The organism is Pedobacter sp. R20-19 (assembly GCF_000708265.2).
Lineage (GTDB): Bacteria > Bacteroidota > Bacteroidia > Sphingobacteriales > Sphingobacteriaceae > Pedobacter.
Map to the genome: position 1 here is coordinate 723,128 of NZ_JCKI01000001.1, position 21,495 is coordinate 744,622.

17 protein-coding genes are annotated in these 21,495 nt (G+C 37.6%); 8 read left to right on the forward strand and 9 right to left on the reverse strand.

The genetic code is table 11. The features are described 5' to 3' along the window. Nucleotides 1-4: 4 nt before the first annotated feature. Entirely contained in the window at nt 5-1,336 is a 1,332-nt protein-coding gene (gene xylA, locus AN34_RS03245; RefSeq protein WP_029282256.1) for a xylose isomerase, read from the forward strand. Nucleotides 1,337-1,467: 131 nt separating this feature from the next. After that, nucleotides 1,468-3,147: a sodium/sugar symporter gene (locus tag AN34_RS03250; protein WP_029282259.1), complete on the forward strand. Its 1,680-nt coding sequence runs from the start codon at nt 1,468-1,470 to the stop codon at nt 3,145-3,147. 274 nt (nt 3,148-3,421) lie between these two features. Here the strand turns inward: AN34_RS03250 and AN34_RS03255 are convergent, their stop codons facing one another. The 8 genes from AN34_RS03255 to AN34_RS03290 form a co-directional block, all read right to left on the reverse strand. Continuing rightward, the gene (locus AN34_RS03255) at nt 3,422-3,808 is read right to left on the reverse strand and encodes a hypothetical protein (protein WP_029282260.1); all 387 of its coding nucleotides are present in this window, start codon (nt 3,806-3,808) and stop codon (nt 3,422-3,424) included. A 4-nt stretch (nt 3,809-3,812) separates the two neighbouring features. Further along, nucleotides 3,813-5,042: an ABC transporter permease gene (locus tag AN34_RS03260; RefSeq protein ID WP_029282261.1), complete on the reverse strand. Its 1,230-nt coding sequence runs from the start codon at nt 5,040-5,042 to the stop codon at nt 3,813-3,815. An 87-nt stretch (nt 5,043-5,129) separates the two neighbouring features. After that, nucleotides 5,130-5,771 carry an MBL fold metallo-hydrolase gene (locus AN34_RS03265; protein WP_029282262.1) on the reverse strand — a complete coding sequence of 214 codons (642 nt, stop codon included), beginning with the start codon at nt 5,769-5,771 and terminating at the stop codon, nt 5,130-5,132. Between the two features lie 7 nt (nt 5,772-5,778). After that, complete coding sequence (locus AN34_RS03270) at nt 5,779-6,366, reverse strand: gliding motility protein GldD (protein ID WP_029282263.1); 588 nt, start codon at nt 6,364-6,366, stop codon at nt 5,779-5,781. 33 nt (nt 6,367-6,399) lie between these two features. Beyond that, the gene (locus AN34_RS03275) at nt 6,400-7,143 is read right to left on the reverse strand and encodes a shikimate dehydrogenase (RefSeq protein ID WP_029282264.1); all 744 of its coding nucleotides are present in this window, start codon (nt 7,141-7,143) and stop codon (nt 6,400-6,402) included. A gap of 98 nt (nt 7,144-7,241) precedes the next feature. Next, a complete protein-coding gene (locus AN34_RS03280; protein ID WP_029282265.1) occupies nt 7,242-8,009 on the reverse strand; it encodes a phosphosulfolactate synthase in 768 nt (255 codons plus the stop codon). A gap of 60 nt (nt 8,010-8,069) precedes the next feature. Next, entirely contained in the window at nt 8,070-9,473 is a 1,404-nt protein-coding gene (locus tag AN34_RS03285) for a tetratricopeptide repeat protein (protein WP_029282267.1), read from the reverse strand. Nucleotides 9,474-9,824: 351 nt separating this feature from the next. Then, nucleotides 9,825-10,472, reverse strand: a complete 648-nt coding sequence (locus AN34_RS03290) for a hypothetical protein (RefSeq protein ID WP_029282270.1) — start codon at nt 10,470-10,472, stop codon at nt 9,825-9,827. A gap of 268 nt (nt 10,473-10,740) precedes the next feature. Between AN34_RS03290 and AN34_RS03295 the strand changes: the two genes are divergently transcribed. From AN34_RS03295 to AN34_RS03310, 4 genes are read left to right on the forward strand one after another with little or no spacing between them, the layout of a single operon-like run. Continuing rightward, the gene (locus tag AN34_RS03295) at nt 10,741-12,750 is read left to right on the forward strand and encodes a carboxypeptidase-like regulatory domain-containing protein (RefSeq protein WP_082468301.1); all 2,010 of its coding nucleotides are present in this window, start codon (nt 10,741-10,743) and stop codon (nt 12,748-12,750) included. Then, the gene (locus tag AN34_RS03300; protein ID WP_029282275.1) at nt 12,735-13,850 is read left to right on the forward strand and encodes a TonB-dependent receptor domain-containing protein; all 1,116 of its coding nucleotides are present in this window, start codon (nt 12,735-12,737) and stop codon (nt 13,848-13,850) included. The genes AN34_RS03295 and AN34_RS03300 overlap by 16 nt, the downstream gene beginning before the upstream one ends. Before the next feature lie 17 nt (nt 13,851-13,867). After that, complete coding sequence (locus tag AN34_RS03305) at nt 13,868-15,370, forward strand: SusD/RagB family nutrient-binding outer membrane lipoprotein (protein WP_029282276.1); 1,503 nt, start codon at nt 13,868-13,870, stop codon at nt 15,368-15,370. A 10-nt stretch (nt 15,371-15,380) separates the two neighbouring features. After that, nucleotides 15,381-16,277, forward strand: a complete 897-nt coding sequence (locus AN34_RS03310) for a DUF1735 domain-containing protein (protein WP_197285470.1) — start codon at nt 15,381-15,383, stop codon at nt 16,275-16,277. Nucleotides 16,278-16,526: 249 nt separating this feature from the next. Here the strand turns inward: AN34_RS03310 and AN34_RS03315 are convergent, their stop codons facing one another. Continuing rightward, the gene (locus AN34_RS03315) at nt 16,527-19,037 is read right to left on the reverse strand and encodes a M1 family metallopeptidase (protein ID WP_029282281.1); all 2,511 of its coding nucleotides are present in this window, start codon (nt 19,035-19,037) and stop codon (nt 16,527-16,529) included. Between the two features lie 122 nt (nt 19,038-19,159). Here AN34_RS03315 and AN34_RS03320 point away from each other — a divergent pair, with 122 nt between their 5' ends. Both AN34_RS03320 and AN34_RS03325 read left to right on the forward strand, forming a co-directional pair. Beyond that, nucleotides 19,160-20,701 carry an aldehyde dehydrogenase family protein gene (locus tag AN34_RS03320; protein WP_029282283.1) on the forward strand — a complete coding sequence of 514 codons (1,542 nt, stop codon included), beginning with the start codon at nt 19,160-19,162 and terminating at the stop codon, nt 20,699-20,701. A 65-nt stretch (nt 20,702-20,766) separates the two neighbouring features. Further along, complete coding sequence (locus AN34_RS03325) at nt 20,767-21,483, forward strand: 3-ketoacyl-ACP reductase (RefSeq protein WP_029282284.1); 717 nt, start codon at nt 20,767-20,769, stop codon at nt 21,481-21,483. Nucleotides 21,484-21,495 lie beyond the last annotated feature (12 nt).

Sequence of the window (21,495 nt, forward strand, 5' to 3'; positions counted from 1 at the left end):
TACAATGAAAAACGTAGTAACAGGAGAAAAAGAATTTTTTAAAGGTATAGATCAGGTTAAATTTGAAGGCTTGGAAAGTGATAATCCACTTGCTTTCAGATGGTATGATGCTGATAGGGTTGTAGCAGGAAAAACAATGAATGAGCATTTTAAATTTGCTTGTGCTTATTGGCATTCCTTTAATGCAAATGGTGCAGATCCTTTTGGTGGTGCCACGCACGTTTTCCCATGGGATGAAAAGAAAGATGCTGTTGAAAGAGCTAAAGATAAAATGGATGCTGCCTTCGAGTTTATCACTAAAATGCAAATGCCTTACTACTGTTTCCATGATGTAGATGTAGTTGATTACGGAAATAATATTGCTGAAAACGAACACAGATTGCAGGCACTGGTTGAATATGCTAAACAAAAACAAGCCGATAGTGGTGTAAAACTACTTTGGGGAACAGCTAACTTATTCAGCCATGAACGTTACATGAATGGTGCTTCTACCAATCCAGACTTTAAAGTTTTAGCACATGGTGCTGCCCAGGTTAAAGCTGCACTGGATGCAACAATTGCACTAGGTGGTGAAAATTATGTTTTCTGGGGTGGTAGAGAGGGTTATATGAGCCTGCTAAATACCAATATGAAACGTGAGCAGGAGCATTTAGCACAGTTTTTACATACAGCCAAAGATTATGCCCGTAAACAAGGTTTTAAAGGTACTTTCTTTATTGAACCTAAGCCATGTGAGCCCTCAAAACATCAGTATGACTACGATGCAGCTACCGTAAAAGGCTTTTTACAACAATACGATTTATTAAATGATTTCAAATTAAATCTCGAAGTTAACCATGCTACCTTAGCGGGTCATACTTTTCAACATGAATTACAGGTTGCAGTAGACAGTGGTTTGTTAGGATCTATTGATGCCAATCGTGGCGATTACCAAAATGGCTGGGATACAGATCAGTTTCCAAATGATATTAACGAATTGACTGAATCCATGCTGATCATTTTAGAAGGCGGTGGTCTGCAGGGTGGTGGTGTGAATTTCGATGCTAAAATTCGCCGTAACTCTACTGATCCTAAAGATTTATTTTATGCTCATGTTGGTGGTATGGACATTTTTGCCCGTGCATTAATTACAGCTGATGCCATTCTTCAGAAATCGGATTACAAGAAAATAAGAACAGATCGTTATGCCTCTTTCGACAGTGGTAAAGGCGCTGATTTTGAACAAGGAAAATTGAGTTTAGAGGATTTAAGAAACTATGCTGCTGAAAATGGAGAGCCTGAAGTGAGAAGCGGCAGACAAGAATATTTAGAAAATCTAATTAATAGATACATCTAAAATTTAGCAATAAGTAAGATCATAAATTAATAAACGTCTTTTTAACGTTTTTTTTCTTAAAAAAATGTCATTATTAATTTATGATTTTACTACATTTAGATTTCTAAACCAAATAACCTTTATATCATTCAATGAAACAAAACTTACTGGACACGAAGGATTACATTGTATTTGCAGTCTACTTCGTTATTGTAGCCGCCTATGGTCTCTACATCTACAATAAGAAAAAATCTGCATCAACAGGTTCCAAAGATTACTTTTTAGCAGAAGGCTCGCTTACCTGGTGGGCAATCGGTGCATCATTAATTGCCTCTAATATTTCTGCCGAGCAGTTTATTGGGATGAGTGGATCTGGCTTTAAAATGGGGCTCGCCATTGCTACTTATGAGTGGATGGGTTCTTTAACGCTGGTGATTGTGGCTGTTTTCTTTATTCCTGTTTACCTTAAGAATAAGATTGCAACAATGCCTCAGTTCCTGCATCAGCGTTACAATGGTACTGTTGCCATGATAATGGCTGTGTTTTGGTTATTATTATATGTAGTGGTTAATTTAACTTCTATCTTATATCTGGGTGCATTAGCCGTAAGCAGTATATCTGGTTTTGATTTAACGTTCTGTATGTATGCCATTGCTGCATTTGCCATTTTAATTACGCTTGGTGGTATGAAGGTAATTGGCTATACAGATGTAATTCAAGTGTTTTTCTTAATTCTTGGTGGTTTGGCTACTACTTATCTGGCACTTAATTTAGTATCCACTCATTATGGTACAACGGGTGTTTTAGAAGGCTATAGCTTAATGAGTACTAAGGCTTCAGAACATTTTCACATGATTTTTAAACCTGATAATGAAAATTATATCGATTTACCGGGCTTAAGTGTTTTGATTGGCGGTATGTGGATTGTTAATTTAAACTATTGGGGTTGTAATCAATACATCACACAAAGGGCTTTAGGGGCAGATTTAAAAACAGCCCGTGGTGGATTATTATTCGCCGCATTCTTAAAATTGTTAATGCCTATCATCGTGGTGCTTCCAGGTATTGCTGCATATGTACTTTATAAAGATGGCGCTTTCCAGGCTGAGATGTTGCAAGATGGTTCTGTTAATCCTGATCGTGCTTATCCCGTATTGTTAAACTTATTACCTGCCGGATTAAAAGGCTTATCATTTGCCGCTTTAACAGCTGCGGTTGTGGCTTCTTTAGCTGGTAAGGCCAATAGTATTGCCACCATCTTTACCCTTGATATTTATAAAAAGGTGTTGAAAACCAATGCTTCAGAGAAAGATCTCGTGTTTACGGGTAAAATCGCTGTGGTAGTAGCCATGGTTTTAGGGGTTTTAATTGCACCTCACTTAGGCATTGACAAAAAAGGAGGTTTCCAATACATTCAGGAATATACAGGTTTCGTATCTCCAGGTATTTTTGCCATGTTTATTTTAGGATTCTTCTGGAAAAGATCAACTTCAAATGCAGCATTATTCGCCACAATTGGTGGCTTCGGATTGTCTTTACTTTTGAAATTCCTACCAGGAATGACGGATCTTTCTTTCTTATCTGGAATAGGTTTTTCTGTTAAAACAGCGGCTGGTATATATGAAATTCCTTTCTTAGATAGAATGGGTATTGTATTTGTGTTCTGTATTTTAGGAATGGTGCTGATCAGTTTAACTGAATTTAGAAAAGGAGTGGCTAATCCGAAAGGACTTGAGATTGATTCTAGCATGTTTAAAACAACAACAGGCTTTGCAGTTGGTGCTTTAATTATTGTTGGATTATTAGTTGCCTTATATGGTATTTACTGGTAGTAGATATAATATCTAGAAAAGAGCCTGAATCATTTGCTTTGATTCGGGCTTTTTTTATAATCTAAATTTGATGTCTGGTTATTCTGGATTTATAATCCAGTCTGATGTTCCTGAGGATTTTTAATCCTCTATACATGATATCATTATAGGGTTGAACGTTAGCTCAATACTATAAAAATAAGCTAGATAAACAAAGTCGTTGAGGGTAGATTATAAATCCACAGGTATAAAAGTCAGGAAAGAATTTCCAGACTAACGAATGAAAGTTAGTCAATTATTGTGCGCAAGGGCCATCAGGAATTTCCTTGCTTATTTTTAAAACTTTTGTAACCACTAATGTAGAATCAAAATCAGCAGAAACAACTGAAGTATCAGATTTTGCAAAATAGCCTTCCAGCTCTACATAAACTGGCTCATATGGTTTTTCGAAATTGAGATTGCTGTATGACAGTTCCAGATTTTTAACACTATCTGCCACCCAGTATTCACGTCCATCATCACACATGGTAAATGACTTCATTTCCGGACCAAAGCTGTATAATCCTTTTACGATTTTGACGTTACTTTCTTCTTCCTTACCGGCTTTCCCGTTTCTGTTACAAGCTGTAACGGCTACTCCAAAGAGTACAACAAATACAAATGCCTGTTTAACTAACTTCATCCCTTTATATCGTTTGATTAATTTGGTCTATCTTTTTAACACTTAAATTTGATGACAAAGCTGATGCCAAAAATGAGAAAAATCCTACCGTTACAAAGACCAGAATATAGTCTTTCCATTTAAGGCCAATTGGATAGGATTCCATCAGTAGATTTGCTTCACCCATTTTTATAATTCCGTATTTGTGCTGAATGAAATAGAAAATCAGCCCAATGATTAAGCCCAGCACACAACCTGACATGGTAATCATCATGCCTTCAAATAAGAAAATACGTTTAATCAATTTTTTACTTGCGCCTAAACTGGTTAAAATGGCAATGTCTTTTACCTTATCAATCACCAACATGGTAAGTGAGCCAATAATATTAAAAATGGCAATGATCAGTATGAAGGTAAGAATAATATAAACTGCCCATTTTTCTGTATTTAAGATGTGGTAGAGCGATTGGTTTTGTTCTGCCCGGTTACGTACTTCAAAATCCTTACCGAGCTTCTCTGCCACTTCTTCCTGAAAATGATCCACATCGGTTCCGGCTTGCAGATTGATTTCTATTGTTGATACATTTTTCTCTTCTCCAAGCAATTCTCTTGCAAAAGCCAGAGGCACAATAATACCATTATCAAATTCTTGCTGTACCTCAAAAACGCCACTTACCCTAATGTTCTTATTCACAAAATCATCAGTAGGATTTAAGGTATTCACCGCAATCGTTTTTTTAGGTGAAAAAATTTCCATTTCGGTAAACGGATCGAGGGTGTTTACAGTGAGCTGACTTTGTAGCGTAGAACCAATGACAGCGTTGTATCCATTTTTATCCTGTAAAATGAAGTGGCCTTCTTTTATGGAACTATCCAGTTTACTGTTTTTTAAATAAGCCAAACTTACGCCTTTCACCATGCCTACGGCTTGCTTTTGGTTGTATTTTAATAATGCATTCTCTTGCAATACCTCTGTGTAGGAGAAAACTGCTTTATTTTTTTTAAGCGATGAAAAGTACTTGGTATCTGGATCAAATGTTTTACCCTTTGCCGGAACGATAACGAGTTCTGGTGTCATGGTATCAAATAGCCCCAGCACAACTGTTTCCAAGCCATTAAATACAGAAAGAATAATAATCAGTGCTGCACTTCCTACCATTACGCCAACCATTGATATGCCGGATATCAGGTTAATGGCATTGGTAGACTTTTTTGCAAACAAGTAACGTTTTGCAATATATAGCGGCGTATTCACAGCGGTAAAGATAATTAAAAGGTAGAGGTTTAAAGTTAAAAGGCTAAAGCTCGTAAATCCCAATACAATAAATGGTTATAAAGCATTTTATTTAAAGAAGGGATTATGTTGTTTTTCATAACCAATAGTTGTTGCCGGACCATGGCCAGGATAGACTGTTGTTTCATTAGGTAAAACGAAAAGCTTCTGTAAAATGTTTTGAATTAATTGCTGATGATTTCCTCCGGGAAGATCAGTGCGGCCAATACTCCCCTGGAATAATACATCACCACCCATTAGCGTATGATCTGCCGCGCTGTAAAAGCATAAATGTGCAGGTGAGTGGCCCGGAGCAAAAATGATAGCAAGTGAACTGTTTCCAAATGTGATCGTATCCTCATCTGTTAAATACCGCTCTGGCAAAGGAGAAACCTGATACCGGGTAAAACCCATAGACGGTGCATAACTGGGTACAGCATTTAAAACAGGAAGCTCGCCTTCATGAAATTGAGGCTTTAAGCCATAAGTATCATCGATAAACTTATTGCCAAAAACATGGTCCAGGTGGCAATGTGTATTTAGCAAAAATACCGGTTTAAGCCCATTATCCTTTATAAAAGAAACCAGTTCATTTTGCTCATATCCATCATACATTCCCGGATCAATAATGACACATTCTTTTGTTTCATCAAATAAAATATAGGTATTCTCGCTATAAGCGTTAAAAGTCAGGGTTTTTACGGTAATCATAAGGCTTTTAGTTTTTCCACCTGAAGGTGGATATTAACGTGTCAATGTCTTTCTTAATGAAATTAATTACTGGAGCAATTGAATCATAATGAGGGCGTTCATTAAAATATAAGGCACCCCTGAAATAATTTTTAGTGCTATCCGTTAAAAAAAACTGAACGGATGAAGCAGTGTTTCCTTCAATTGCGTAATAAATACCATAAACTTTTCTATCCGGATAGTTGATTAGTTTCTGATCTATGGCACTTGCTTTTATCGTGTGCTTGAAAGCCAGTTTACGGGCATCTTCAACCATTTCATCATATTCTTTCTTACCTGAAAAATCGTAGTAGGTGAGGTGTAGAAATCCATTAAACTGTTTAAAGTGTAGATTGTACCAGTATTTTTGAGCATCACGACTTATATCTTTTTCAAGGGTAGCATATTTTGGATAAGTAAAACTGAAAGGAACAGGTGCTAAAAGCGGTCGATAAGATTTCTCAGGATATTGAATCCGATAATAAGCTTTCGGTTTTGGGCTATAATCATTGTTTTGGCAAGCCGAAAAACTTAAAAGCAGAACAAATTGAAAAAGGATAAAGTATATTAATTTCATTGTTCTACGATTAACCATTAATGGATGCTTAAATTACTGATTCCATATCGCCCAGGCTTTTTCAGCTTGCTGGTGCAACATTTTCAGGCCGTTTTTAATTGTTGCTCCCTGAGCTGCGGCCTTAGATAGAAACGCTGTTTCTAACGGGTTATAAACCAAGTCGTATGCTAAATGCTGATCTCCGATTTGAGTATAATCAATTTCTGGAAAAGTCTCCTGATTTGGAGACATGCCCAAAGGTGTGGTGTTAATTAACAATTTATGACTTTCCAGTATCTCTGGTGTAATTTCCGTATATAAAATTGCATTATTAACAGGCGTACGCACGACTATCTGGTATTCGATATTGAGTTTTTCCAATACATATTTAACTGCCTTGGCGGCTCCTCCATCTCCAAAAACCAATGCTTTTGTATGCTGCTGTTGTAATAATGGTGATAAAGATTTTTCGAAACCGAAGGCATCTGTATTATAGCCTTTTAAATGAATTTCGCCTTCAAGTCGGTTAACACAAATGCAGTTTACGGCACCTATTTTTTCGGCAGCTTCATCTATTTCATTTAAAAAAGGCAACACACTTACCTTATGTGGAATGGTTACATTTAAGCCGGATAGTGTGGGATTGTTGCTTAATAATTCAGGGAGTGATTGAATATGTTCAATAGGATAAAGCTCATATTGGTGATCAACGATGCCTTCATCTAAAAATTTCTCAGTAAAATACTTTTTAGAAAAGGAATGAGATAATGGAAATCCGATTAAGCCGTAAGTTTTCATATTCAAATTAACTCCGTTGCAAATCAGGAAGCAATCTTAAAACGTTAGCAATTAACTTCCGTAATAGATTGCTTCTTGCCTCGCAATAACAATATGCGTTATTTAGTCTGGTTCAGGAAATAGTCAAAAGTATCGCCTCTAAGTCCTAAACGTATAGTTTCTAAAGGAATCACTTCTGCAGGTGCAATGTTACCGAGGTTAACGTTTGTACCAATAAGTTTAATAAACCAAACCTGCTGTTCTTTTTGTGGGGCTTCCCAAATAATGGTTTCTTCAGGAATTTGTGTTAGAATTTCATCTACCAAACCTTCACGTACTTCACCACTGCCACGGTAAATCCCTACATTTCCACCTTCACGCGCTTCAGCAATAACTTTCCATGAACCTGCTTCAATTTCTGCCTTCATTAATTTGATCCATTTATATGGCGCAAATATTTTAGCGGCGTCTTTACTTCCAACTTCAGAAATTACGGTTACCTGTTTTGAAAGCTCAGCGATGAAGCCACATTTCAAATCGTGTTCAATTTCAATAGAACCATCTGATACTTCGGCATATTCCATTCCGTATTGATCCAGAATGCGTTGATAATCAGAAAACTGGTTACGGATGATAAAGGCCTCGAATAGTGTTCCTCCAAAATAAGTAGGAATGCCGGCACTTTTATATAAAGCTAATTTTTCTTTAAGGTTTGGTGTAACATGAGATGTTGCCCAACCTAATTTTACGATATCTGTATGTACGCCGGCAACTTCGATAAAATCTTCCACCTGGCGAAGGCTTAATCCTTTATCCATAACCATAGTAAGGCCTTTCTGGCGTGGTTTAGCAGGACGTTCAGGAACGTTTAATAATGGGTAATTCATATGCGTACAAAAGTGAAAAAAAATTTGAGATTTATTTGTTAAATTTTTCTCAAAAGGTTTTTACCGGATATATCGGTTTATAACATTGATAATGGCACTGTTATCTTGCAACTGTGGTAAATATTCAAACAAAATATAATGCTTGTCTGGATCAGTTGTTAAAGCCGTTTCCAGGAAGCCCAATGCATCGGCATAATTCCCAAGCGCAAACAGATAGGCTACCATGCGGTAATAAAGTTCTGCTGCTTCGGGATTATTCTTAATGGCTTCAGCCATTGTTTCTGATGCTTCCAGTAATTTACCCTGTTCGTAAAGAACGGTACTAAAATCTAGCCAGGCTTCAATATCTAATGGATTATATTCTAACACCTTTTCATAGGCCGTAATAGATTCTTCAATCTGGCCCAGTTTGTAATAAGCATCGGCCATGGCAAACCAGAAATCAGGATTTTCGGCCTCTAAATCAATTGCTTTTTTATAGAAATGTAACGACTCGAAGTAGCGTTCCTCATGGTTAAGTGTTACACCAATTCCAAACCAGGCATCAGCCATTTTTGGATCCATTTTAACCGATTTTTTGTAATAAGACCGGGCCTCATCCATTTTTTCAAGCTTCTCGTAACATTCCCCAATGGCACAATAAGTATCGGCATTGGGTTGCTCATACTCGAAAGTTTGCTTGTACACCTCAATGGCCTCATCATATTTATCTAGCTGTACTAAAGCATTGCCTTTGTTAAAATAGGCAGAGCTAAAATCCTCCTTAATTAAAATCGCGTAATCGTAAGCATCTATCGCCTTTTCGAAAAGATTTAATTTATGGAAACTGTTGCCAAGATTATACCATGCGGCATAAGAATAAGGGTCGGTATCAATGTATTGCTGATAAAATTTGATGCTTTCTTCTTGTTTATCTAAAACATCATAACAGAAAGCCAGTTCATACAAACCATCCTGGTTTTCCATATTTTGTTCTAAACTTAGCTTAATGTAGGTAATGGCGCTTTCATAATCACCCATGCTTTGGTACACGTAAGCCATCTGCAATAAAATTTCGTCTGTACTCTCTGCCAAACCTAATGCCTTCTCATAATTTTCCAAGGCCTCACTAAAACGTTCAGTGTTTTGAAAAATATTTCCCCGTAATAAATAAATATCCGGTTCTGATGGTTCCAGCAATTCGGCTTTTTGTAAAGCCAGAAATGCCTGATCGTGGTTATTGGTTAAAATGTAAAGATGTGCCTGTTTAATTAAAAAAACGGTTGCGTAAGGATGTTGGTTAACAGCATAATCTACTACCTGTAGCGCCTTAACCGGATCATTTTTTTCAATGTAAAAATCTACAATATACTCAAAGGCGCCAGCATCAAAAAAATACTGATCCTGATTGCGGATCATCTCCTCGTAGCGCTCTACCGAACGCTGTGCGTCTTCATTGGATTCAAAAAAGAATTCTTCTTCCATATACAATTAAATTAAAGAACCGTGCCAATTGGCAGAAAGATACAATATAAGTTTACCAATTAAAATTATTCAATTAAGAAATAATTATTAACATCAGTTGTTAAAAACCAGGTAAACAACTGAAAATAAAGCTTATTGATCTGATTATGAACTGTGGATAATCAAAATATTTTTTCAACATCGCGGTTCCTTTTCTCTTCTTATGCAAAAATAGGATTAATTTAATTGGCTAAGGTAATGAAGGGGTCATGAAAAGACAAGGCTGTTTTTTCTTCAATCAAGCTCTGTAATTTGTTTTTTAAAATGAAACCATGTACAGAATAATAGCCTGTAAACTGGTTTTTATGATCATTATTTTAGGGTATTGTAGAAGTTAAATACCTTGATCAGATCATTTTCTTGTTTTGGATTGAGCTGCTCATTTTCAATAAATTTTATTACCTGTTTTTTTTTGTCTGCCAAAACTGCGTTTATACTTTTCATGGAAGGGATAAAGTTTTTAATTATTCCATCCTGATTTGTAAAGTATATGTGGTGCTGAACGTTTTTAGTTACTGTCTTTTTGGTAAACCAATCTTGAGTTTCTTCTTTTTTAACGGTGTATTTTTTCAATAACGATATTTTGCCCTCAGCAATAATCTTGTAAAAGCCGGCTACATTTTCAGAATTTAATTTGAAGAACACATTTTCCTTCCCTAGCGAATCCTTCAAGGTGAATGATTGTACCGAATCTTGAATCGCATAAATCTGATCATTTTCAGCGTATTCCAGTTGCTGTGTTGCTAAGTTATATTTCAGGTTATTTATGGTGAATTCTTTCTGGCTAACTGTTTTTATTTTGCCGCTGGTATAGCTTTCATTGAAATAGGGGCTTCCCTGAACCGAAACTTTAACAACTGATTTTAAAAGTGGTTTTGCACTCGATCCTACGGTTACATTTTGTGCAAAAGAATAGTTTGCGATTATCGCGAACAAAAGATAAAGCATAAATTTTTTCATATATAGTTTTTGGATTTTAAATGCGCCTTTCGTTTAGTTTCTTCTGTATAAATCTGATTCTGAAATCAAAATTAAAACAAACAGAAATTAAAGCTAAAATAAGTAGTTTTTAGTGTATGTTTTGTAGTAGATTAATTAATTGCTAAAACATTTTAGTGATATTCTAAGTGCAATTTATATTATTTTAAATATAAGTGTTAATTATTTTGATTTAATGGAAGAAAAAACTGTAATTCGGGAATTATTAACTAAAACAAACTAAGAAAAAATGAAAAAACTCGTACTGTGTTTAGTCATGTTTTTATTTTGTGGCATTATACAAGCAGATGCGCAAAGTAGAAATATTACCGGGAAAGTAGTTGCATCCAATGATGGACTGCCTCTCCCAGGAGTTAGCGTCCGCGTAAAGGATTCTAAAAAAGCTGCTTCAACCGGATCGGATGGAAAGTTTACCATTAATGCTAACCCAAACGAAGTGCTACAATTTACTTATATCGGTTTTGTAGCCAAAGAAATTTCGGTTGGTTCAGAATCAAATGTGAACATAAGCCTTGAACCGGATTCCAAGAGTTTAAGTGAGGTTACGATTTCTACCGCTTTGGGTATTAAACGTAAGCCAAAAGAAATTGGTTATGCTACCCAACAGGTAACAGGTAAATCCTTAACCTCGAGTAAGCCTACAAACCTGGCAACTGGTTTATCAGGTAAGGTTGCGGGGTTACAGATCAATCAGGCAAACAATCAAATCGATGCTGGTGATCAGGTAAGAGTAGTGTTGCGTGGAAACAGATCTTTTACCGGAAACAACCAGGCCCTTTTGGTATTGGATGGGATCATTGTGCCGTTAAGTCAGTTGAACTCAATTAACCCGAATGATATTGATAATGTGAATATCCTAAAGGGTGCAAATGCTGCAGCACTTTACGGATCAGACGCTTCCAACGGTGTAATTATTGTAAGTACGAAACGGGGATCTTCTGAAGGCGGCAGCATCAGTTATACTAATACCACTTTACTAAATCGTTTAAGTTACTTCCCTAAAGAGCAAACCGAATTTGGTGGTGGTACAACCCAGGATGATTTTGGATTTGGACTATATACGCCTTTTGAAAATCAAACCTTCGGCGAACGTTTTGATGGAAGTATCAGACCATTGGGTCGTATATTGGAAGATGGTACCTATCAAATGGTTCCCTATACTTATAAAGAAGGAGAGAAAGAAAGTTTTTTTGAAACCGGTATTGATGAACAAAACGATCTTACTTATTCGGGAGGGAGTGAGAATGGTACCACCTATATTAACCTGCAACGTGTGAATAGCAAAGGGTATGTACCAGGTGATAAATCAAACAGAACAGCTATCCGCGTTAACGGCACACGTAAACTTGATAAATTCTTAGCTGATTATTCTTTTAACTACACACAAAGAAACTATGATAAAAGCACTAATCAGGTGTATAACAATGTGATCAATACGCCGGGTAATGTTCCTTTAACTGAATATAGCGATGTAACATCTAAATATGGTAACCCTAACGATTACTATAATGATTATTACAGTAGCCCTTATTTTGGCTTGCAACAAAACCGTAATAATGAGCGTAGAGATGACTTATTGGGAAATCTATCTTTTACTTATAAACCAGTTGATTGGGTAAGTTTAATGGCAAGAGGCGGTTTTAGCAGTAAGAATACCCAGGGAAAAAACAAAAACTATGCTTACACCTATTCTGATTTTGCACATGATTCTGGTAAAGCAGCTGCGGCAACGCAATACACCAGATCATCAGTAGGCGATTATAATGAATTTGAAAGCAGGTATACCGGAGATTTTCTTGCTACTGCTACTAAAACGTTTAATCAATTTAAGTTTACACTTATTGGTGGTGCACAGGTGATACAGAAAAACTATAAATACATGACTCAGTCGGGATCAAATTTAGTGGTTGATAACCTGTTTAACATTAATAACCGTACTGGTGAAATCGTTGGTTCAGAAACTGAGCGTAACTCTCGTCAACTGGGTGTGTTTGGAGATATCACAGCCACATACAATGATTACTTAACCATCCACATCTCCGGAAGAAATGACTGGGATTCGAGATTGGCCAAAAGTAACCGCTCTTTCTTTTATCCGGCAATTGATGCCGCATTAACACTTACCGACGCCATTCCGGCATTAAAAGAAAGTAAGGTCATCAGTAATCTAAAATCCGTGGAGGGATATCGAAAGTTTATGCTGTACAGATCGATCCTTATAAATTGGTTTCTACAATAAATCCGGCAGGAAACTTTCCTTACGGCAGTACCGCAGGTTACTCAATTGATAACGTTGTATACGATCCAAACCTAAAACCTGAGCAAACCATTTCAAAAGAAATTGGCTTTGACATTGGTTTCCTGAATAATCGCATTACGCTTGAAACTTCTGCCTATTTGCAAAATACAAAAGATCAGGAAATTATCAACGGGATAGATTTATCTGGCACAACAGGTTATACCAGTGCCATTATCAATACAGGTGAAGGCGAAAACAAAGGAATTGAGTTTAGCCTGAATGCCGCACCAGTGATTGGCTTATCAAATGGATTTAGATGGAATGTAGGGGTAAATTATTCCTACAACACCAATAAAGTATTATCATTATATCAAGGACAAAATCAATTGGGTATAGGCGATAATAACTATATTGTTGTGGGCCAGAGTTTTCCTTCATTGCAAGTGAGCACTTATCAAACAGATCCTGAAGGACGTGTAATTGTAGATGCAAATACTGGATTACCACTTTCTAACCCGATTAATAAAGATTTCGGACAAACCAACCCAAGTAGTGTTTTAGGGATTAACACCAGTTTCACCTTTAAAAACTTCACTTTATCTGGTGTAGCAGAATACCGGAGTGGAAATGTTTTTTACAACAGTTTCGCCAGTACACTTGATTTTGCAGGGATTAGTTATACTTCTGCTCAGGCCGGACGTGAACGTTTCATTTATCCTAATTCAGTTATTCAAACCTCACCAGGCGTATTTGTGCCAAACACCAACACCACTACTATAAACGGGAATGGTTCATTTTGGGCTGACGGTATTCGTACCAATACGGCTTCTAACTACGTAATGAGTGCTGCATTCTGGAAAATCAGAGAGCTTTCCCTGGCTTATCAGGTGCCAACACAATGGTTACAAAGCAGAGCTAAATTCATTAAAAATGCAAGCATTGCCCTGATTGGAAGAAATCTCTTCATGTTCAGACCAAGCGATAATATATATACCGACCCGGAAATTAACGTAGGAACTGGAAATGCACAGGGTGTGAATAACTTAAATCAAACACCACCTACCCGCATTTATGGTTTCACTGCAACTATTGGCTTTTAACAATTAATGAATAAAACATGAAAAAGAAATTAATATATGTGTTTACGGTATCAGCAATATTATTGTTTGGTGCCTGTAAAAAAGGTTTTTTAGATATTAACGATAACCCCAATAATGCTACAGTGGTAAAACCTGCATTGGTTTTAACCGGAGCCTTAAATAATACGGCGGCGTACACTACAGGCGGGTCTATTTTCTACAGTTTCGCAGCCCTGTGGATGAACTACTGGATGACACCAGGTGGTGTTTCGGGTTGGTATGAAGAACGCTCTTATAACTTTACCACCAACTGGAGCGGCTCTACTACACTTTGGGCTAATCTTTATGATAATTTAAATGATTATGCCTATTTGGAAACGCAAAGTAAAGCTTCTGGTCAAAACTTTTTTATAGCAGTTGCCAAAACCATGAAAGCCTGGGATTATCAATATCTGGTGGATTTTTATGGTAATGTACCTTATACCCAGGCATCAAAATCGGTGGTTTTCCTGAATCCAAAATATGATAAAGCACAGGATATTTATGAAGATTTAGCGAAACAGCTTGATACTGCAGCTAATTTATTTAAAACAGCAACAGTTAGTCCTGCCGATGCCGGGGCCGATATATATGCGAAAGGAGATGTTAAAAAGTGGGGTAAATTTGCCAATACTTTAAAGCTGCGCATTCTTTTGCGTCAGTCCGAAATGCCAGGCAGAGCACAATATATCAAAGATGAAATTGCTAAAATCACTGCAAATGGATTTGGTTACATCGCAACTGGTGAAGGTATCTTTAACAACCCAGGTTATCTGAATACGGCAGGGAAACAAAATCCTTTCTGGGCGGTTTACGGTTATGGTGTTGATGGAACAAGAACAGCATCACATGGTTATATGTTAGCCAGTTCTTATGGAATGAATTTCCTACAGGATAATGATGACCCGAGATTAGGTAGATTGTACAATACCGTTAATGATGGTGCCGGAAGTACCTATGTGAGTTTGGTATGGGGGCAGGATGTTAACTTCGATCAAACCATTGTAACGGTTTCCAGTATCGGGAAAGGCGTATTAAAATCATACGATCAGTCTCAACCGATCATTACAGATTTTGAAAGTTTGTTTTTACAGGCTGAAGCTTCACAAAGAGGGTACCTTACCAGCAGCGCTCAAAGTAACTACGAAGCAGCAGTAAAAGCGAACTTTGTATACCTGGGTTTAACTGAAGCTGAAGCAACCACTTATCTAACAGACCAGGATGTAGCAAACTGGACCAGCAACAGTGATAAAATTGCTTTAATTATTAAGCAAAAATGGGCTGCAATGAATGGTACCAATGCCATAGAACCCTGGACAGATTACAGGCGTTTAGAGTTGCCTGCAGATATGCCGATTTCTATCGCCTCTACGGTAACCACTAAAAAGATTCCGGTGAGGATGCTATATCCACAAAGGGAATATAACACCAATGCTGCAAATGTTATAGCAGAAGGTACAATTAATCAGTTTACTTCCAGAATTTTTTGGGATGTTAAATAAATCAAGCAAAATGATGAAAAATAAAAATATTTTTAATGGGCTTATTGCAATGCTATGCATGTTAAGTCTATCCTCTTGTTTAAAAAACAAAAACGAACAGCCAGATTTTTCTGCCACAACGCCTGTTGTAGAAATTCCTGTGGGCTCGCCAGTTGGTGATGGAAGTGTAAATTCATTAACCACTTCATTGATTCAGCAAGATACGCCAAGCGAATATATGTTCTATATTAATTACGCTGCCGCGAATACAAAATCTACGGATATTACGGTGACTTTATCTGTTGATCCGGCTGTACTTGCCGCTTATAACGCAGCACACGCTTCAGATCCTGCCTTAACAATCGTTCCAGCCAGTGCTTTTACGATGCCGGTAACCATTACCATCCCGGCCAATCAACGCCGTGTACAGGTTCCTGTAAAATTCATCAGTAATGTGCTAAATCCGGCAATAGGCTATGGCCTTCCCGTTACCATAAAAGATGCATCAGGAGAAGTAATCAGTAAAAATTTCGGTTCGGTAGTGATCAAGGTTGCTGTTAGAAACAGGTATGATGGTAAATATAGTTTTAAAGGCTATGTATTCAGAGAAGGTGATCCTGTTTTAAGTGGTAATTTCAAAGGTTTAACTAAAGATTTACCTAGCAACGGTGCTACTGCTTTAGATTTTGGTCAGGTTTGGTCTAACGGTACAGGCGTTGGTGGTATTGATGGTTTAACCATTAATGTTAATCCTACTACCAATAAAGTAACGATGAAAAGTACTGCAAATGCAACTTTGGTGAACGATCCGGCTTATGATAGCCGTTATGATCCGGCAACCAAAACTTTTTACATCTCTTTCAAATGGGGAGCAAGCCCTTCAAGTCGGGCTGCTACAGATACACTAACTTATGTGTCGCCGAGATAGGAAATCATAATAAATCTTTTACCGAAAGCCTCAAGGATTAGTTTCTTTGGGGCTTTTTATTGAAATAGGAACGTGATTTTGTTATGGACAGCAATGTGTGTAGTTATAGTCTCGCTTATATATCCAGGTCTGCTACTATTCAGGGTTTCTATTTGCCTAAATGCGCAGTGGAGATTATGTTTTATAAGAAAAGTCGTCATTGCTTCGTAGGCAAAAAAGCCAACTCGCAATGACAACTTCTTAATATTCTTATTCCTTTCCTAAATCTGCTGCTGCATTTTTGAATATCTCAGCCTGTTTCATCAGGTTCTTTTTATCATCTCCGCTTGCTGAACCAGCTTGCTTTGATTTGCCTTGGGCGGTGGCTTCATATGCTGATGAAAGTTGCTTGTTTAGGTAAGACTGCAACTTTAGTCTTTCAATGGCATCTTTAATATTTTTGACGCCCTTTTCCGTCACAGCCGGATTGGTGTTGGCCCTTAGGTATTGAAAGTATTGGCCAATCACTGCAAAAACTTTGTTTCGGTCTCCCTTATCCATAATATCGGTATAAAATTGCTGGTGTTCATCTTTCGGGTCGCTAATGTAAAGTTCGGCAATTGAAGGCGCAATATGATCTTTCGTATCTTGATCCAGTGTTGATAATGTACTCAAACTTTCCTGCGGAGCGAGTTTTGCCAATCCGCTTACTCCCGCTGCAATAACACGATATGATCTATCTTTAAGACTTTCAGACATTAAATTTTTATAAGCCTGATCGCCAGTTTCTGCTAGTTTGGAAATTGCCGCCGATCTCACTTCAGTATCCCGGTCTGTTTTGGCCAGCTGTAATAAAATTGGAAGCGCAGCAGCTTTAATTTGTGCATCTTCTAGATTTAATCCAGCAATACTCAAGGCACGTAAATCTCCTGATGGATCTTTTAAGCCCGCTAATAAAATCTGCTGACCGCTTTTTGCTTTGCTTTGCATAATGAATTGCAGTGCTTCGATTCTGTTGGCATAACTTGGTGCGTTTTTATATTGAAAGTAATAATCTTCAGCCACTTTATTGTCGTTTATTTCGCCAACGATAATTTTATCGGCATCAAAATCAATTAAATCTGGTTTGGCACTTACGTCAAACGAAAAAGTTTGTTCACGCTGGTCTATGGTGATTTCCTTTCTAATCTTTTTCCCGCCTACATAAATATCTACTTTAATTGGTAAAGTAAATGTTTGCACACTAGAATCTTGTGTTTGTTTTACTTTAATAGTAGCCTTTCCATTTTGATAGCCATAATCTACAGCTAAAATCGGGTGACCGCCATTGTAATACCATTGATTAAAGTAAGGACTCCAGTCTTTGCCAGTAATATCTTCCATCGCCAAACGCAGTTGATGGGTTTCGCCATTTTTAAAAGCATTTGTGGTTAAATATTTATTCAGTGATTGGTAAAAAGCTGCATCACCCATCTGATTTTTCAACGCATATAAGATCACTGAGCCTTTAGCATAACTGACGTTATCAAACATATCTTCCTTATCTGCATAGTGAAAACGGGCTAAAACCGGGCTTTCTCCATTTTTGGTGGAGCTGATATAAGATTGAAGTTTTTCGTATCGTGATTTATCTTCTGCGTCTTTACCGGCATCATGTCCATGCCAGATAACCTCACCAAAAGTGGCAAAAGATTCGTTCATGGTTAAGTTAGACCATGATTCTGCCGTTACATAATCTCCAAACCACTGGTGGAAGAGTTCGTGTGCAATGGTTCCTTCTTCATTGCCATCCAGTAATTCACGATCTGTTTTTTGGATTTGTTCTCCGTGTAAGGTTGCCGTCGTATTTTCCATTGCACCTGATACATAATCTCTGGCCACCACTTGTGCATATTTATTCCAGGGATAATCTAAGCCTAAAGTTTCGCTATAAAACTTCATCATTTCTGGGGTTTTTCCAAAAATCTGTTTGGCGTAAGGCGCAAACTTAGGTTCCAGGTAATAGTTAACTTCTTTGCCTTTATAAGTGTCTTTTGTGATTTTAAAATCGCCAATAGCCATCATAAACAGGTAGGGCGAATGTGGCAAATCCATTTTCCATGTATCCGTTCTGGTGCCATCTGTGTTGGGTTTCTGGCTCACCAGTTTTCCATTGGATAGGGTAGTGTATTTCGATTTAACTGTCATCGAAATTTCCTGGGTAGTCTTTTGGTCTGGCTTATCTATGGTAGGGAACCAGGCTGAAGAAGATTCAGTTTCTCCTTGTGTCCAGATTTGAGTGGGTTTATCTTTATCCGTTCCGTCAGGATTGATGAAGTACAATCCTTTCGCATCCGTAATGGCAGCACTACCTTTTACCTTTAATTCATCCGGCTTTGCCGTATAAGCAATATAGATGGTATATTTTTCTTGTTTTGTATATTTTTTATTAAGTGTGATGAACAACTTATTGTCGTTATATACATATTTTAAAGGAGTGTTTCCTTTAGCGCCCACCAATGCAACGGTTTTGATATCCATTCCCTGTGCATCAAGGGTTAGGGAATCTGTCGGGTAAAAATGAGGCTTTAAGGTTACCCATTCTTTTCCGTTTAAATAGCGTTTTGCATAATCAAAGGAAACGTCTAATTTGGTATGGACCAAATCATTAATTTTAGTAGGGGTAACACGGTAGACAGATAAATTTTCGAGCTTTTCTGTAGATTTTTCCTGAGCTGAAAGATTACCTGCCATGAAAAAGCTAAGTAACAGTGCGCTGCAGGTGAGAAATTTACTATTCATTTTTTATGATTTTATGGGTCAGTTATCTTTAAAACAACATCTAAATTATTGTGATAAAGTAAAGACTCAAATGTACCCGCTTTCTCTTAATTTTTTGTTTTTTTGTGTAAATCGTTAGATATATGAAGACAGATATTCAATCCATTTTGGATCAGTTAGGCGTAAAAGCCGATAATGCTGCTTTTAGTACAGGAAGTAATTGGGGTGGGGTTTCAAATATAGAATCGCTGGAAAGTTTTTCTCCTGTTGACGGAAAATTAATTGCTTCTGCCAAGGTTGCCACTGCTGAAGACTATAACCAGGTGGTGGAAAAAGCTCAGTCAGCATTTTCGGAATGGCGAACCGTTCCGGCGCCAAAACGTGGCGATATCATGCGTCAGTTTGGAGATGCCTTAAGGACAAATAAAGATGCATTGGGAACACTTGTTTCTTATGAAATGGGTAAAAGTTTGCAGGAAGGTTTCGGTGAAGTGCAGGAAATGATTGATATCTGCGATTTTGCGGTAGGATTATCGCGCCAGTTATATGGCTTAACCATGCATAGCGAACGCCCAAATCACCGCATGTATGAACAATGGCATCCACTGGGGATTGTTGGCATTATTTCAGCATTTAATTTTCCAGTTGCGGTTTGGAGTTGGAATGCCGCTTTAGCTTTAGTTTGTGGCAATGTATGTATCTGGAAGCCTTCAGAAAAAACGCCTTTAACAGCAATTGCTTGTCAGCATATTATTGCTAAAATATTTAAGGCCAATGATATTGCAGACGGAGTTTGTAATCTGGTTTTGGGTGATAGAGCAGTGGGAGAGGTGATGGCCAATGATGGCCGTGTGGCATTAATTTCTGCAACAGGTTCTACCCGTATGGGGAAAGAAGTTGCTGCGGCCGTGGGTGCCCGCCTGGGCAAGACTTTATTGGAATTGGGTGGTAATAATGCTATTATTATTTCAGAACATGCTGATTTAGATATGAGTTTAATCGGTGCTGTTTTTGGTGCGGTTGGTACAGCTGGTCAGCGTTGCACCTCTACCAGAAGATTAATTATTCAGGAAAATGTTTACGATGCCTTTAAAGAAAAATTAGTGAAGGCTTATGATCAGTTGCGCATTGGTGATCCACTGGATCAAAGCAATCACGTAGGTCCGTTGATTGATCAGGATGCTGTGGCTGCATATTTGGATTCGATTCAGAAATGTAAAGCCGAAGGCGGTAAATTTATTGTGGAAGGTGGTGTGTTAACAGGCGATCATTACAGCAGTGGGTGTTATGTAAAGCCATGTATTGCAGAAGTGAAAAATGATTATAAAATTGTGCAGCATGAAACATTTGCGCCAATTTTGTACCTGATTAAATATAAAACTTTAGCAGAAGCAATTGCTTTACAAAACGGTGTTCCTCAAGGTTTATCCTCTGCAATCATGACCTTGAATTTAAGAGAAGCTGAATTGTTTCTGTCATCAAAAGGATCTGATTGCGGCATTGCAAATGTAAATATTGGGACATCTGGAGCCGAAATTGGAGGTGCATTTGGTGGTGAAAAGGAAACTGGTGGAGGAAGAGAAAGTGGATCTGATGCCTGGAGGACTTATATGCGCAGGCAAACAAACACCATTAATTACTCGAATACTTTGCCATTGGCGCAGGGAATTAAGTTTGATTTGTAAGGAAATGATTTGGATAGCGTTACCAACTTTTCAAAAGTGAGTAACGCTATATTAATAAGATAACCATGGAAAATATATCAGGAAAAAATGCAATCATCACCGGTGCAGGTAAAGGTATTGGAAAAGCTATCGCAACCGCTTTGGCACAGGAAGGCGTAAACGTAGCCTTAGTTGGCAGAACAAAAAAACATTTAGATGAACTGGCTGAAGAGTTAAAACAGTATAATGTAAAAATAGCTGTTGCAACCATGGATGTCAGTGATATCCATTCGGTAAACAATGCCATAGAACTGGTTAAAGGGGAATTGGGTTTTATCGAAATTTTGATCAATAATGCAGGTGTGGGTAAGTTTGGTAAATTCTTAGAGATGGAAATAGCAGACTGGGAACAGATTATTCAAACTAACTTAATGGGCACTTATTATGTAACCCGTGCAGTTGTGCCAGAAATGATTGAAAAGCAAACTGGTGACATTATTAGCATTTCGAGCTCTTCGGCATTTAGCCCGGCGGCTGTAACCAGTGCATATTCGGCCTCTAAAGCTGCGGTTAATGCTTTTTCTGTTTCATTGATGCAGGAAATGAGAAAACACAACATCAGGGTAACGGCCTTATCGCCCAGTACCACGGCAACGGATATGGCCATTGATTTAAAACTTACCGATGGTAATCCTGATAAGGTGATGCAACCAGAGGATATAGCAGAACTGATTATTGCCCAATTGAAACTTAACAGAAGGGTGTTTGTAAAAGATGCAGCCGTTTGGTCTACTAATCCGTAAAAAAGAAAGGGG

Excerpts from the sequence above, each read along its gene's own strand:
- AN34_RS03275 (WP_029282264.1), bottom strand. The coding sequence starts at position 7,143 with ATGAAAACTTACGGCTTAATCGGATTTCCATTATCTCATTCCTTTTCT.
- AN34_RS03320 (WP_029282283.1), top strand. The coding sequence starts at position 19,160 with ATGAAGACAGATATTCAATCCATTTTGGATCAGTTAGGCGTAAAAGCC.
- AN34_RS03285 (WP_029282267.1), bottom strand. The coding sequence starts at position 9,473 with ATGGAAGAAGAATTCTTTTTTGAATCCAATGAAGACGCACAGCGTTCG.
- AN34_RS03255 (WP_029282260.1), bottom strand. The coding sequence starts at position 3,808 with ATGAAGTTAGTTAAACAGGCATTTGTATTTGTTGTACTCTTTGGAGTA.
- AN34_RS03305 (WP_029282276.1), top strand. The coding sequence starts at position 13,868 with ATGAAAAAGAAATTAATATATGTGTTTACGGTATCAGCAATATTATTG.
- AN34_RS03295 (WP_082468301.1), top strand. The coding sequence starts at position 10,741 with ATGAAAAAACTCGTACTGTGTTTAGTCATGTTTTTATTTTGTGGCATT.
- AN34_RS03280 (WP_029282265.1), bottom strand. The coding sequence starts at position 8,009 with ATGAATTACCCATTATTAAACGTTCCTGAACGTCCTGCTAAACCACGC.
- AN34_RS03325 (WP_029282284.1), top strand. The coding sequence starts at position 20,767 with ATGGAAAATATATCAGGAAAAAATGCAATCATCACCGGTGCAGGTAAA.
- AN34_RS03265 (WP_029282262.1), bottom strand. The coding sequence starts at position 5,771 with ATGATTACCGTAAAAACCCTGACTTTTAACGCTTATAGCGAGAATACC.
- AN34_RS03310 (WP_197285470.1), top strand. The coding sequence starts at position 15,381 with ATGATGAAAAATAAAAATATTTTTAATGGGCTTATTGCAATGCTATGC.
- AN34_RS03290 (WP_029282270.1), bottom strand. The coding sequence starts at position 10,472 with ATGAAAAAATTTATGCTTTATCTTTTGTTCGCGATAATCGCAAACTAT.
- AN34_RS03315 (WP_029282281.1), bottom strand. The coding sequence starts at position 19,037 with ATGAATAGTAAATTTCTCACCTGCAGCGCACTGTTACTTAGCTTTTTC.
- AN34_RS03270 (WP_029282263.1), bottom strand. The coding sequence starts at position 6,366 with ATGAAATTAATATACTTTATCCTTTTTCAATTTGTTCTGCTTTTAAGT.
- xylA (WP_029282256.1), top strand. The coding sequence starts at position 5 with ATGAAAAACGTAGTAACAGGAGAAAAAGAATTTTTTAAAGGTATAGAT.
- AN34_RS03250 (WP_029282259.1), top strand. The coding sequence starts at position 1,468 with ATGAAACAAAACTTACTGGACACGAAGGATTACATTGTATTTGCAGTC.